The 14360-nt window shown below is 65.7% G+C and carries 9 protein-coding genes; 8 read left to right on the top strand and 1 reads right to left on the bottom strand.

Annotation, left to right across the window (positions count from 1 at the left end; genetic code table 11):
* The first annotated feature begins 194 nt into the window (after positions 1-194).
* From SOM18_RS03370 to SOM18_RS03335, 8 genes are all read left to right on the top strand, one after another.
* The gene (locus tag SOM18_RS03370) at positions 195-2996 is read left to right on the top strand and encodes a TonB-dependent receptor (RefSeq protein ID WP_320481280.1); all 2802 of its coding nucleotides are present in this window, start codon (positions 195-197) and stop codon (positions 2994-2996) included.
* Positions 2997-3211: 215 nt separating this feature from the next.
* A complete protein-coding gene (gene galA, locus SOM18_RS03365; protein WP_320481279.1) occupies positions 3212-6136 on the top strand; it encodes a beta-galactosidase GalA in 2925 nt (974 codons plus the stop codon).
* Positions 6137-6177: 41 nt separating this feature from the next.
* On the top strand, positions 6178-7839 hold the full coding sequence (locus SOM18_RS03360; protein ID WP_031439919.1) for a DUF5597 domain-containing protein: 1662 nt from the start codon (positions 6178-6180) through the stop codon (positions 7837-7839).
* A 175-nt stretch (positions 7840-8014) separates the two neighbouring features.
* Positions 8015-8563, top strand: a complete 549-nt coding sequence (locus SOM18_RS03355) for a Csu type fimbrial protein (protein ID WP_160172614.1) — start codon at positions 8015-8017, stop codon at positions 8561-8563.
* A gap of 65 nt (positions 8564-8628) precedes the next feature.
* Positions 8629-9084: a spore coat protein U domain-containing protein gene (locus SOM18_RS03350; protein WP_031439921.1), complete on the top strand. Its 456-nt coding sequence runs from the start codon at positions 8629-8631 to the stop codon at positions 9082-9084.
* Positions 9085-9101: 17 nt separating this feature from the next.
* Entirely contained in the window at positions 9102-9839 is a 738-nt protein-coding gene (locus SOM18_RS03345) for a fimbrial biogenesis chaperone (RefSeq protein ID WP_052380863.1), read from the top strand.
* A gap of 15 nt (positions 9840-9854) precedes the next feature.
* On the top strand, positions 9855-12149 hold the full coding sequence (locus SOM18_RS03340; RefSeq protein ID WP_042466706.1) for a fimbria/pilus outer membrane usher protein: 2295 nt from the start codon (positions 9855-9857) through the stop codon (positions 12147-12149).
* Entirely contained in the window at positions 12149-13093 is a 945-nt protein-coding gene (locus SOM18_RS03335) for a Csu type fimbrial protein (RefSeq protein ID WP_031439924.1), read from the top strand. Before SOM18_RS03340 ends, SOM18_RS03335 begins: the two co-directional genes overlap by 1 nt.
* Before the next feature lie 52 nt (positions 13094-13145).
* Here SOM18_RS03335 and SOM18_RS03330 read toward each other — a convergent pair whose 3' ends face one another.
* Positions 13146-14318 carry a winged helix-turn-helix domain-containing protein gene (locus tag SOM18_RS03330; RefSeq protein ID WP_320481278.1) on the bottom strand — a complete coding sequence of 391 codons (1173 nt, stop codon included), beginning with the start codon at positions 14316-14318 and terminating at the stop codon, positions 13146-13148.
* Positions 14319-14360: the final 42 nt, after the last annotated feature.

Genomic DNA, 14360 nt, shown 5'->3' with positions numbered 1-14360 from the left:
GCCAACGCGGCAAATTTGTCGTATAATTGCAGGTCCGCGCTACAGATCAACCGAATTCTCTGCCAAAAATATGACTTGTCAGACAATTCGTCCGTTGATACCGATACCACACTTCGACCGCAGAGCGCTTCATGGCTCAAAATGCGGCACAAATTTCGAGCGGTGGTCCGTTCGGTATCCTGGGGAGATGGTGTTTGAACCGCGTAAAATTCCGTTCGGCTTGTGTGCTCAAGGCTCTGGCAAGCGGGGCATCTGCCCTCGCGATTGTCTCGGCATTCACGGTAGCCGCAAGCGCCCAGCAGGCGCCCGCTATCGTCCCCGGCACGGCCGAAGAGGTCGCCCCGTCACCGATCGATCAGGGCGCGCAGGCGGGTACCGTCGCACCGAGCGGCGACGTTGCGAATGCGGATGCGGATGCGGATGCGGACATCGTGGTTACCGGCGTCCGCGCCAGCTTGCGCAGCGCACAGGCGCGCAAGCGCAACGCCAGCCAGATCATCGATTCGATCGTCGCAGAAGACATTGGCAAGCTGCCCGACAACAATGTGTCCGAGGCGCTGCAGCGGATCAGCGGCATCCAGATCGAGCGCAACCAGGGCGAGGGCAGCCGGATCGCGATCCGCGGCCTGACCCAGGTCCGTACCGAGCTGAACGGTCGCGACTATTTCACCGCGGGCGACGGCCGCACGATCAGCCTTGAGGATATTCCCTCCGAACTGCTCGCCGGGATCGACGTCTACAAGAACCCCGCCGCCGACGTGATCGAGGGCGGTCTGGGTGGCACGGTCAACCTGCGCACGCGGATGCCGTTCGACTTCTCGAAGCCGACGATCAGTGGCAGCGCGCGTGTCACGCATCACGATCTAGCGGACAAGACCAAGACCTCGTTCTCGGGTCTGATCACCGACACCTACCAGACCGGTCTGGGCGAGATCGGCTTCCTGCTCAACGGATCGCTCCAGCGCGGCGCCTATCGCACCGATGCCTTGTCGATCGAGCCTTATCAATTGCGCACCGGCATCGTCGATCGGACCGGCAATGGCAGCACGGCTGATGCCGCCGACGCGGTGATCGTGCCCAACGGCGTCGGCCAGTTCAACAATGTCGGTGATCGCCGCCGCATCGGCATTTCCGCGGCCGTCCAGTGGAAGCCTGCCGACAATCTCGAAGTCTATGGCCAGTTCGACTATGCCAACTACAAGTTCAACCAGGTCGGCTATCTCGTCTACCCGTTCGGCCGCGGCGGTGCGCCGATCACGCCGGGGCCGGCGAGCAGCTTCACGTTCGACGAGAATGGCGAGTTCCAGAGCGGCACGTTCCAGAACGTGTTCGTCGAGGGCAATACCTATCGCAGCGATCGCCGCTCGAAGACCGCATCCTATTCGGGCGGGCTCAAGTTCAATCCGACGAGCCAGCTCATGCTGACAACGGATGTCAGCTATGTCGACAGCCGCACGAAGACGGAGTTCTTCGCGCTCGGCGTTGGCAGCGACCAGCCCAACACGCTCAGCGTCGACATTACCGGCAAACTGCCCGTGATCGGCGTGACCGGGGCAGGGTCGCCCAGCTTCCTCACCGATCCGGCGAACTTTTCCTATCTCTACATCCTCGATTCCAGCAGCCGCAGCCACAACGACCAATGGTCGGTACGGCAGGACGTCGAATATGAGACGGATGGCGGCTTCTTCACGTCGATCAAGGCGGGTGTGCGGTACACCAAGCTGAACGCGGTCGTCGAAAATCCGGTGTTCGGCTATGTCGACTTGTTCGATACGCCACGCGTGCCGCGTACGCCGCTCTCGGCGATCCCCGGCTATTACAATCCCGTGCCGGTGAAGAACTTCTTCCGCGGCGATGCGGCTGGGCTCGGCAGCTTCCTGATCCCGCCGTTCGACGTGATCCGCGGCGATCTGAACGCGGTGCGCCAGACCTTCGCCTCCTATTATCCCAACGGGCAGGTCGCCGTTCCGGAATATCTGCCGACTGGTCGTAACGACGTCTCGGAACAGACGATCGGCGGCTATTGGGTCGCGCGGTTCAAGTCCGAGACCATCCTGCCGTTCGACGGCAATCTCGGTGTGCGCATCGTGAATACCAAGACCAATGTCGCCGGCTTCCAGACGCCGTCGGGCGGTCCGACGATTCCGATCGACCAGACTAACAGCTACACCTCGGTGCTGCCGAGCCTGAACATCCGCTTCCCGATCACCGAGACGTTGCAGCTGCGCCTGGCCGCGTCGAAGGGCCTGACGCGACCGGATTACAACCTGCTGAACTCGGTCCTGACGTTCGATCCCGTCAGCCGGCGGGGCTCGTCGGGCAATCCCGATCTGAAGCCGCTGCGCGCCGATCAGCTCGACGTCTCGTTCGAATGGTATTTCAACAAGACGAGCTCGGTCTACGCGGCCGCATTCTACAAGGCGGTCAACGGCTTCATCGCCCGCGTGGACGATCCGGTGGTGATCGACGGCACGCAATATCAGATCAACCGGCCGGTCAACGGCGCGAACGGCAAGATCAAGGGGTTCGAAGTCGGCTATCAGCAGTTCTTCGATTTCCTGCCGGGGCCGCTGTCGGGCTTCGGGGTGCAGGCCAACTACACCTATGTAGATTCCAAGGCGCCCAATCCGAGCGCCGGTGCAATCCCCGGCGCGCCGATCTCGGTGCCGCTCGAAGGGTTGTCGAAGAACAGCTACAATCTCGTCGGCATATACGAGAAATACGGCCTGTCGGCGCGTGTCGCGTATAACTGGCGCGACGATTACGTCCGCACCACGTCAGCCAGCGGGACGGGCAATCTGCCGATCTACGACCGGGCGTTCGGCCAGCTCGACGCCTCGATCAGCTACGACGTCACGCCCAACATCACCGCGTCGGTGGATGCTACGAACCTGCTCAACACCCGGCGTGAGACGTTCTTCGGGTTGGACAGCCGGCCGCGCGACTATTCGGTCGTCGATCGCCGCTTCGGCGCGACGCTCCGCGTGAACTACTGACCGGCCGAAGCCCGGGGGTCTCGAAAGGCTCCCGGGCTTCACGTGCGGTCCCGTGCGATGTCCCGACCTGGACCTGTAGCGTAGCACCGCGATCGGCGACGTGGGGGTTGCAATGCGCTTAGTAGGGCCCCCACCAGTGTCCGACTGAAGCGAATGCCAACATTGACGGTGTGACGAACGGGGCTCGCCCGGCAGCGATGGATAGGAAGCCAGAGATGACAGATGCGCACGAGACGGGTCGGCTGAACCGGCGGCATTTCCTGGGAAGCGGCACCGCGATCGGCATGGCGCTGGCCGCGGACGGTGTCGCTCAGGCTGCACCGGCGCAAGCGCCAGCGATCGGCGCATTGCCGATGCCGGCGACCCGCGACGACCTGCCGCTGCGCGCGCCAGTCGAGGATCCCAGCCGGCTGCTGCTCGATCGCAGCTGGCGCTTTCACCTCGGCGATATCCCGATGCCGGAGATCCGCGGCCATGGCTGGTCCTACAACAGCGCCAAGGCGGGGCAGGCGCAGGGTGCGGCGGCGATGCAATATGACGATTCGGATTGGCCCGAGGTCGACCTGCCGCATGACTGGGCATCGACGATGCCGTTCGAGGAAAGCGCCAATGTCTCGCAAGGCTATCGCCGGCGCGGCTTCGGCTGGTACCGGCGCGCGCTGCGGCTCGATCTCGCGGACCGGGGGCGGTATCTGGAGTTGCAGTTCGGGGGGATCGCGACGAATGCGACGATCTGGCTCAATGGATCGATCGTCGCGCACAACTGGAGCGGCTATAACTCCGTCTATATCGATATCACGGATCTGGCGCGGTATGGCGATGATCTGAACAGCATCGTCGTGCGGGTCGATGCGCAGACGATGGAGGGCTGGTGGTACGAGGGCGCCGGTTTGTACCGCCATGTTTGGCTGGCGAAACGCGATGCGACCTACATCGCGACCGACGGCATCCACGCCGACCCGCGCCGCGCCGCCGATGGCAGTTGGAGCGTCCCCGTCACCGCGACGCTCGGCAATATCGGCAAGATCCCGGCCGAGGCGAGCATCGAGGTCTCGCTGATCGATCCCGACGGCCGCACGATCGCGACGCAGACCGCCGCGGCGCGTCTGCCGTCGCTGAAGCCGGGCAGCGCGACGCTGTCCATCCCGGTCCCCGCGCCGCGGCTATGGTCGATCGACACGCCGACGCTCTACACGCTGCGGACGCGACTAATGCGCGGCGGCAAGGCCGTCGACGAACGCACGTTGCGGATCGGGTTTCGCACGCTGCGCTTCGACGCCGCGACGGGCTTCCATCTCAACGACCGTCCGCTCAAGATCAAGGGTACGTGCAACCACCAGGATCATGCCGGTGTCGGCGTCGCGGTGCCCGATGCGCTGTGGGACTGGCGGTTGCGGCGTCTGAAAGAGCTGGGATGCAACGCGATCCGCTTCGCGCACAGCGCGATCGCGACCGAGGTGCTCGACGCGTGCGACCGGCTCGGCTTCCTAGTGATGAGCGAGAACCGCAACTTCAACACCAGCCCCGATTACATTGACCAGCTCGAATGGCTGGTCCGCCGCGATCGCAACCGGCCGAGCGTGTTCATGTGGTCGGTGTTCAACGAGGAGCCGATGCAGGGGACGCCCGCCGGTTACGAGATGGTCCGCCGCATGTCGGTCGCGGTGAAGGGGCTCGACGACAGCCGCCCGGTGACGGCGGCGATGAACAGCGGGATGTTCGCCCCGGTCAATGTCAGCCAGGCGGTCGACGTGGTCGGCTTCAACTATCAGCGCGACCAGTATGACCGGTTCCACGCCGCCAACCCGATGCTGCCGCTGACGAGTTCGGAGGACACCAGCAGTTTCATGACACGCGGGGCGTGGGAGACCGACCGCGCCGCACACGTGATGGCGTCCTATGACGAGGAACCGGCTGACTGGGGCAGTACCCACCGCGAGGGCTGGAAATCGGTCGCCGAGCGGCCGTTCGTCGCGGGGACGTTCGTGTGGACCGGCTTCGACTATCACGGTGAGCCAACCCCGTTCGAATGGCCGTCCGCGGGCAGCTATTTCGGGATCATGGACCTGTGCGGCTTTCCGAAGATGGCCTTCTATCTGCACCGCGCGCAGTGGGTCGACGACGTGCCGCTGCTCGATCTGATGCCACACTGGAACTGGCCCGGGCGCGAGGGGCAGGCGGTCAAGGTGATGGCGCTGACCAATGTCGAGACCGTGCGGCTGATGCTCGATGGCCGTCTGATCGGTGAGCAGAAGGTCGATCGCTACACGATGCCGAGTTGGCAGGTGCCCTATGCGCCGGGCCGGCTCGAGGCGATCGGCTATCGCGGCGGACGCGAGGTCGCGCGCAGCGTGGTCGAGACGACCGGCGCTGCGGTCGCGCTGCGGATCACGCCCGACCGGCGTGCGATGGCGGCGGATGGCGAGGACGTGCAGCCGTACACGATCGACGCGGTCGATGCGCGCGGCCGGCATGTGCCGACCACCAATCTCGACGTGACCTTTGCGGTCAGCGGCGGGACGATCATCGGCCTCGGCAATGGCGATCCCGTCAGCCACGAAGCCGAACAGGGCAATCGTCGGCGCCTGTTCAATGGCCTGGCGCAGGTCATCGTTCGCGCGGGCGGCGGCGGCGCGGGCACCGTCAAGCTCTCGGCCAGCGCGGCGGGATTGCGCCCTGCCATCAGCAACGTGCGCCGCCTCGCCATGCCGGCCCGTCCGTCCGTTGCGCCGGCCCGCATGACGCTGACGGTGCAGGACTGGCGGCAATCGCCTGCCGCCACCGCCAGGCCCTCGCCCGACATCGTGCTGGCGGACAATGACATGAACAGCTGGCTGTATGTCCGCGCGGGCGAGATCCAGCCGCCGCAGGGCAGTGGCCGCTGGACCGTGCTGCGCGCCAGGCTCACTCCGCACCGCGGCACGCGCGAACGGGGCGGGACGATGGTGTTCAAGGATCTCGTCGGTCGCGGGGAAATCTGGATCGACGGCAAGCGCGCCGCGACGAAGCCCGATTTCGCCGCCACTACGCTGCGCGCCGCCTTTCCGCCAGGCCCCGGCGAGCGGATCGTCACCCTCCTGCTCGAAAGCGACGGCACGGTCGCATCGGGCCTGGGCGGCCTCGTCTTCGTCGAGGACTGATCCGTGCCGACTTTCCCGTTTCCCGTTCGAGGTACTGCATCATGATCTTCCGCCCCTCCCGCAAACTCGCCGGTCTGACCCTCGCCGCCACGCTATTCGCCGGCACCGCGCACGCGCAGACCGCGACCGAGGTACCCCGGCTGGTGACCCGCGACGGGCATCACGCGCTGATGGTCGATGGCGCGCCGTGGCTGATGCTCGGCGCGCAGGTCAATAATTCGAGCAATTATCCGGCGATGCTGCCCAAGGTCTGGCCGACGATCCACGCGATGCACGCCAACACGGTCGAGGTGCCGATCGCATGGGAGCAGATCGAGCGAACCGAAGGGCAATTCGACTTTTCCTTCCTCGACCAGCTGCTCGCCGAGGCGCGGCAGAACAAGGTGCGCCTCGTCCTTTTGTGGTTCGCGACGTGGAAGAATACCTCGCCCAATTATGCGCCCGCCTGGGTCAAGCTCGACAACGCGCGGTTCCCGCGGATGACGAACGCCAAGGGGGAGACGCATTATGCGCTGTCGCCGCTGCATCGGTCGACGCTGGAGGCGGACAAGCGCGCCTTCGTCAAGCTGATGCAGCATCTGAAGGCCGCCGATCCGCAGAACACCGTCATCATGGTCCAGCCCGAGAATGAGGCCGGTACCTATGGCAGCGTCCGCGATTTCTCGCCGGTCGCGCAGAAGCTGTTCGACGGTCCGGTCCCGGCGGCGTTGCTCAAAAAATTCCGCAAGCCCGCGGGCAGCTGGAAACAGGTGTTCGGCGCCGATGCCGACGAGTATTTCCACGCCTGGTCGATCGCCCGCTACATCGAGGAGATCGCGGCGGCGGGCAAGGCGGTGAAGCCGGTGCCGATGTACGTCAATGCCGCGCTCGCCTCGGCCTTTGGACGGCAGGCGGCAACGACCTATTCGAGCGGTGGGCCGATCCATCACGTGATCGACGTGTACAAGGCCGCGGCGCCGTCGCTCGATCTGGTCGCGCCCGATATCTATGCGCGCGATCATGCCGCGTTTCTCGAATATCTGAAGCTCTACGGCCGTGCCGACAACGCCCTGCTGATCCCGGAGACGGGCAATGCGCCCGAGTTTGCACGATATTTCTATCCGGTGGTCGGCAAGGGCGGGCTCGGCTTCGCGCCGTTCGGAATGGACGATAGCGGCTATTACAACTTCCCGCTCGGTGCGAAGACGCTGGACGCGCCGACGATGGAGCTGTTCGCGCGCAACTACCGCGTGTTCGAGCCGATGATGCGGGAATGGGCAAAGCTGGCCTTTGCCGGCAAGACCTGGGGCGTGGCCGAGCCGACCGATCCGAAGGCCGAGCACAAGCAGATCATGGACCTCGGCAAGTACCGCGCCACCGCGACGTTCGGCCAGTATCAGTTCGGCACCGACAAGCCGACCGGCAACCCCCAACCGACCGGCGGTCTTGCTGTCGCCGAGATCGGCCCCGACGAATATCTCGTGACCGGATTCGATACGCGCGTCTCGTTCGCGCTGGCGGATGCGAACAGCGGGCGTTCGATGCTCTACGATCGGGTCGAGGAGGGGCATTACGACGCGCAGGGGCACTGGGTGTTCGACCGTGTGCTGAACGGCGATCAGACCGACTACGGGATCAACTTCACCGATCGAGCGCAGGTGCTCCACGTCAAGCTTGGCAGCTACAAGGGCAATCCGGTCATCCCGGTCGGCAATCCGAATTAGGAGGCCTCTGGGCCGTCAGACCGGGGCGTGTTCAATGACCGGCCACGAAAGCCGTCATCTTATTGGAACCATGTCATAATCGTTGGATCGAAAGCTATCGTCGGCCAGATCGGTTGTTCAACATCCTGTTAACTGGCGACCATTGAGAACAGCCCAAATGGAGGGCTGTTTTATCATGATCAATCGTAAGATGACGAGCAGGGTTCTGGGCATTGCGGTCGGCATGATCGCGGCGTCCGGCGGGGCGACATCGACACACGCACAAACCGCCAGCGGCACGATCGGCGTGTCCCTGAACATCCTCGCGGCCTGTGCGGTGAATGGCGGCAACAGCGCCGCGACCATGGGGCGGATCGGGACGATCGCCTTTGCCGATCAGTCGGGCGTCTTCGGCAACGCCGATGCGACGATGGTCGCGCAGGGTGGCACGAATGCGGTCACGGTGTTGTGCACGCCGGGCCTCGCGCCGAAGGTCACGGTCGGGGCGGGCGCGAACGACGCGGGCAATGTCCGTCAGCTGGCCTATCTGGGGCAGACCGTCGCGTATCGGCTGTATATGGACGCGTCGCGGCAGGACGAAATCACCATCGGCAGGCAGATCAGCCTCGGCACCGCAGCCACCTCGGCGTTGACGCTGCCGATCTATGCCCGTGCGTCGAGCAATGGCCTGGCGCTGCCGGCGGGCACCTATACCGATACGGTACAGGTGACGCTCAGCTGGTAGCGGCGGTGCGCGCCGTCCGGGCTCTCATTGCCGTGTCGACGGCTGCGGGCTGTGCGTCGGGGAGCATGGCGGAGACCAGCCGCACCTTCAGGGTCGGCGCGGTCATCGCCAATGGTTGCGCGATCAGCGCCGACACCGGGGGCAGTTGGGGATCGATCGACCTCGGGTCGGTGAACGGGGTCGATGGGGGAGCCGCGCAAGGCAGCCTGGTCACCGCGGTTGCCGCCGGATTGCAGATCGACTGCACCCCGGGAATGAGCGTCACCCTCACCGCGGACAACGGCACTCAGCCCGCCAACGGTGTGCGCCAGCTCGTCCACGCGACCCGGCCTGCCGATCGCATGCCCTATCAGCTGTTCGCGAATGGCAGTCAGACGCCCTGGACGTCGCAGGCGATCGCGCTGGCATTTCCGATCGGCACGTCGCGACTGTCCGTTCCCGTACAGGCCCGTGCCGTCGTCCAGCGCGGCGTGGCGGCGGGGCGATATTCCGATGTGGTTCGCATCACCGTCACCTGGTGATGCAGCGAGGACAAGTCATGAAGATCCTGCGTATGTTGACCGCCATCGTCTCACCGCTCCTCCTGCTGCCCGGCACAAGTCGCGCCGCGGCGGTCATCATCTGGCCAGTCGATCCGAAAATCGCCGCCACGGAGCGCGCGACCGCGCTGTGGATCGAGAACAAGGGTAACGAACCGATCACGATGCAGGTCCGGACTTTGCGCTGGTCGCAGGGGCCGCAGGGCGATCTGTACGATGATCAGGACGAGGTCGTTGCCAGCCCGCCGATCGCAGTCATCCCGGCGGGGGAACGGCAGATGATCCGTGTGCTGCGGCGCGAGCGGCCTGCTATTGCGGCGAACGACCAGACCGGCCCGGTGGAGCGCAGCTACCGCCTGTTGATCGACGAAATCCCCACCGCGAACGCGCCGAATGCGAGCCGGCTGCCGGCGGCCGAGCTTGCGGTACAGATGCGCTATTCGGTTCCGCTCTTCACCTATGCGGGGTCCGTCAACGCAGCCAAGCCGGAGCTGACCGCGACGTTGGAACGGAGCGGCAGCGGTCGGATGCTGGCGATCCGCAATACCGGCATGCTGCACGCGCGCCTGGTCGACATCCGGACGGCGGACGACAAGAAGACCAGTCTTGCTTCGGGGCTCGCGGGTTATGTTCTTGCGGGGCAGACCATGCGCTGGCCGGTGCCGGAAGGTGTCCCGGACATCAGTCCGCTGATGGCAAACGTCAATGGCGCCGATCAGCGCATTGCCGCGCGTTGATCCGTCCGATACGCCATGATCCGCGGTTCGCTCCTGCTGACGACCATTCTGGTCTGCCTGCCACAAATGGCACGCGCGGGTGACCCGGTGCAGCAGCTGTTCGTCGAGCTGGTCGTGAATGGCCGTGCCACCGGCGATCTGGTGCCGCTGCGGATCGTCGGCACACGCATGCTCGTGCCGGCGGAGGCGCTCAGCCGAAATGGCGTGACGCTCGAGGGGGAGGGCGGCGGTGCGGAGGGCGGCGGGACGGAGCGCGACGTCGCGTCGCTGCCGCACACCCGCGCCCGCTATGACGCCGCGCTCCAGACGCTCCATCTCGAAACCGCGCCCGACTATCTGCCGACCACCCGGATCGCCGCGGGTGGAAGGCCTCGCGCCGCCACGCTCGCCAGCTGGGGCGCGATGGTCAACTACCAGTTTTACGCGCAGCGCGCCGACGGAGGCTCCCTTGCCTCCTTATGGTCCGAACAGCGGGTCTTCGGGCCGATCGCGACGCTGTCCAATTCCGGCGTGCTGCGGGTCGGGTCCGGCATCGGCGGTTATCTGCGCTACGATACGCATGCGAAAATCATCAACGAGGATCGCGTGCTGACCGTCACGGCGGGTGACCTGATCACGCGGTCCTTGCCCTGGAGCACGTCCGTCCGGCTGGGTGGCCTGCAGCTCACGCGCGATTTCAATACGCGGCCGGACCTGTTGACGATGCCGTTGCCGAGCTTTGCGGGCAAGGCGGCGGTGCCGTCGGCGGTGGACCTGTTCGTCGACGGCTATCGGCAGCAGGGTGCAGACGTCGCGCCCGGTCGGTTCGTGCTGCAGGATGTCCCGGTGATCAACGGCGCTGGCGAGGCCGTGATCGTCACGACGGACGCCGTGGGTCGACAGATCGCGACCACTATTCCCTTCTACGTCTCGTCGACGCTGCTGCGCGCCGGGCTCACCGATTTTGCAGCCGAAGCCGGCGCCATCCGCCAAGGCTATGGCATCCGCAACTTCGATTACGGCACGCTCGCCGCCAATGGCTCGATCCGACGCGGCATGACGTCGTTCCTGACACTGGAGGCACATGCCGAGGCGACCGCCCGGCTTCGGCAGATCGGGGGCGGGCTCGTGGTGGCGCCGTGGCGATTTGGCACCGTCGCGCTGTCGGTCAGTGCGTCGCGCTTGGGTCAGGCCGCGGGTCATCGCTGGTCGCTCGGCTACAGCTATACCGCGCGTCACTTCAGCGTTGCCGCGCAATATGACGATCGCAGCAGGGGCTTTCGCGAGCTCGCCAGCTTCGACCTCGCAAATCCCGCGACACGGCGGCGAACCTATCGCGCGATCGCGAACGTCAATCTGGCGCGGCTGGGCACGTTGGGGGCTGCGTATATTTCGGGGCGAACCTTGGGATCGGTCGACGGGCTCACGCTACGTTCGCGCCTGCTGTCCTTGTCCTATGGCCGTCCGGTCGGATCGCGCGCGAACCTGTTCGTGACCGCGGATCGCGATTTCGAACGGGGCGCGACTAGCGCCCAGCTCCGGCTGTTCATCCCCTTCGGACGCAATGCGGCCAGCGGCGGGATCAGCCGTTCGGCCGGGCGCAATCTCTATCAGGTCGGTTATACCCGGGCGACGCCGACCGATGGCGGCCTTGGCATCGACGCCGGGATAGCAGCGGCAAGCCGGGGGCCCGCATCGGGGCAGGTGACCGGGACATGGCGCGCGCCCTTCATCGAAGTGCAGGCCGGGGGCGCGACGGCCCAGGCGCGCAGCTCGGCCTGGATCGGCGCATCGGGTTCGATCGTGGCGATGGACGGCGGCCTGTTCGTCGCCAATCAGGCGAGCGATGCCTTCGCGGTCGTCGAGACTGGCGTGGCGGGCGTTGGCGTCAGCTATGAAAACCAGCCGGTCGGCGTGACGAACCGCAAGGGCCATCTCTTCGTGCCCAATGTCGTGCCCTATCTTCCCGTCCGCTTCGCGATCGATACGCTGTCGCTGTCGGAGAACCATGTCGCATCCGCGGTGGAGCAGCGGGTTGCCGTGCGACAGGGCAGTGGCGCCGTCGTGCGTCTGAACGTCCGCATGACGCGCAACATCCTTGCGGTGCTCGTCGACAGGAACGGGGCGGCGCTCAAGCCGGGCGGTCGCGTCCGGCGTGAGGGGCATCCCGACGTCGCCATCGGCTGGGACGGCATCGCGTATCTGGAGGATGTCGGCGAACAGGTGTCGCTCTCCGCGCTGACGTCGGACGGGACGGTGTGCCAGGCGACGTTCGGCGTCTCCGCAGACGTCGCGGCGCTGTCACAGATAGGGCCGGTCTCGTGCCGGTGATGGCGTCGCTGCGGCTATTCTTTGCACTGGTGGTCCTGAGCATCGTCACGGGCCCTGCATTCGCCGCCTGCACGACATCGTCCGGGGCACTCACCTTCTCGCCGGTGTCGTCGTACGACGTGCGAGGGGGCACGGTGCCGCAGGTTGCCGGATCCGCCGGTCTTTCCTGCACGGGTTCGGCGCTGACCCTGATCGGCGGCAATTCGGCGCGCGCGACCATCACCAGCCTCAACCAGTTTCGCCTGGTCAAAGGCGCCGAAGCGATCGCCTATCAGGTGTCGGCCGATGCCAGCGGCACCACGCCGTTCACGCAGGGATCGACCGTCAACTATATGAGCGGCAGCCTGCTGGCGGTGCAGGGCGGTGGCAGCAGTTTCACCACGCCGTTGTTCGCGCGATTGACGGCGGCTCCCAATGTGGCTGCCGGGACCTATAGCGACACACTGACGGTGCAATGGGACTATAGCGTCTGCAACGGGGTGAATGTGCTGAGCCTTGTCTGTTCGGGCTATGATAGCGGGAAGGTCGTCGTAACGCTTCAGGTGACGCTGGTGGTCGGCAACGACTGCAAGATCGCCGCGCCCGACCTGTCCTTCGGCAGTGCGGCGCTCGTCACGCAGTTCGGTGCGGTGACCTCGGCCGTCCAGATCGATTGTACCCGCGACGCCGTCTACCGGATCGGCTTCACACCCGGCGGTGCCGGCACAGGTGCGGCGTGGCGGCAGATGACCAGCGGCGCGGGCGCGACGTTGCAGTATCAGATCTATCATGCGGATGGCGTCACCGTCTGGAACGAAGCCAACCCGCTTACCGGCGCAAGTCCCGGAACGGGCAGCCTGACCCCGGTCAGGACCTACCCCTATGTTGCCAGGATCAATCAGGCGCAGGTCTCGCCGGCGGCGGGAAGCTACCAGGATACCGTCAGTGTGGTCGTGACATTCTGATCGAACCCGGCACTGACCTTTGGCGGCAATCCTGCGATCGCGGCATCCTGCATCACGCGGGGCGGATGATCTCGCCGACACGAACGTCCGACAGGCCGAGCCATTGCGCCATCCGCTCCAACTCGACGTGCAGGCGGGGCAGCGTGTCGTCGGGCGCCCCCGGTTCGAGCGTTATGCGTTTTGCCAGCAGCACGCCCGCTTGCCGGTCCGCCTTGAGATCGACCCGCGCGACCAACGCCTCGTCCATCAGGAAGGGCAGCACATAATAGCCGTGAGTGCGTTGCGCCTGCGGCACATAGATCTCGATACGATACCGGAAGCCGAACAGCCGTTCGGTGCGGCCGCGTTCCCAGATCAGCGGATCGAAGGGCGCCAGCAAGGCCGCCCCGCGCACCCGGTGGGGCATAGCGGCGTCACGGTGGAGCCAGACCTTCTGGCTCCAGCCATCCACGCGGACCGGCATCAACACCTGATCCTCGACCAGATCGGCAATGGCATGATCCGCCTCGACGGGTTTCAGCCGGAAATAATCACGCAGCTCGGCAGCGGTCGCTATGCCGAGCGCGCGGGCGCTCCGTTCGATCAGCGCCCGCTGCGCCTCGGCAACGCTCGGCGTGGGCAGGGCGAGCACGGCAGGGGGCAGGACACGCTCGGGCAGGTCATAGACCCGCGCGAAACTGCCCCGCCGTGTCGCCGTGGTAATCCGGCCCGACCAGAACAGCCATTCGAGCGCGTGCTTGACGTCGCTCCATTCCCACCAGCCGCTGCGGCTCGTCCCGTTTTCGAAATCGGCGGCGGTCAGGGGGCCCTCGGCTGCGATGCGGGCCAATACGGCGTCGGCTTCGCTACAATGCTTTGTCGCAAAGCGGCGAAGCGCGGCGTAGCCGATCTCGCCTCGTTCAGCGCGGGCCATCCGCCATCGCAGCAGCGGATGAAGCTCGAGCGGCAGCAGCGACGCCTCATGCGCCCAATATTCGAAGAACCGGCGATGCGGCTTTGGACCCCAGGCGGCGCGCTCGAGCAGCGCCAGGTCGTAGCCGCCAAGCCGGGAAAACAGTGGCAGGTAATGCGCGCGGGCCAGCACGTTGACGCTGTCGATCTGGATAAGGCCCGTCCGATCGGCGACCTTGCGGACATGCGCTGCCGTGACCCGAGGAGGCGGTGGACGGTCGAACCCCTGGGCTGCAAGGGCAATGCGGCGCGCATCGGCCTGCGAGATGATCATGCGGTGATGATGGTCGCAAAAGACAGCGACGGTCAATGTTAC

This window comes from Sphingomonas sp. CFBP9019, assembly GCF_034045155.1.
Lineage (GTDB): Bacteria > Pseudomonadota > Alphaproteobacteria > Sphingomonadales > Sphingomonadaceae > Sphingomonas > Sphingomonas aerolata.
Note: the sequence above shows the minus strand (reverse complement) of the source record. Positions and strands in the feature narration are given on the sequence as shown.

Excerpts from the sequence above, each read along its gene's own strand:
- galA (WP_320481279.1), top strand. The coding sequence starts at position 3,212 with ATGACAGATGCGCACGAGACGGGTCGGCTGAACCGGCGGCATTTCCTG.
- SOM18_RS03360 (WP_031439919.1), top strand. The coding sequence starts at position 6,178 with ATGATCTTCCGCCCCTCCCGCAAACTCGCCGGTCTGACCCTCGCCGCC.
- SOM18_RS03355 (WP_160172614.1), top strand. The coding sequence starts at position 8,015 with ATGATCAATCGTAAGATGACGAGCAGGGTTCTGGGCATTGCGGTCGGC.
- SOM18_RS03350 (WP_031439921.1), top strand. The coding sequence starts at position 8,629 with ATGGCGGAGACCAGCCGCACCTTCAGGGTCGGCGCGGTCATCGCCAAT.
- SOM18_RS03345 (WP_052380863.1), top strand. The coding sequence starts at position 9,102 with ATGAAGATCCTGCGTATGTTGACCGCCATCGTCTCACCGCTCCTCCTG.
- SOM18_RS03340 (WP_042466706.1), top strand. The coding sequence starts at position 9,855 with ATGATCCGCGGTTCGCTCCTGCTGACGACCATTCTGGTCTGCCTGCCA.
- SOM18_RS03335 (WP_031439924.1), top strand. The coding sequence starts at position 12,149 with ATGGCGTCGCTGCGGCTATTCTTTGCACTGGTGGTCCTGAGCATCGTC.
- SOM18_RS03330 (WP_320481278.1), bottom strand. The coding sequence starts at position 14,318 with ATGATCATCTCGCAGGCCGATGCGCGCCGCATTGCCCTTGCAGCCCAG.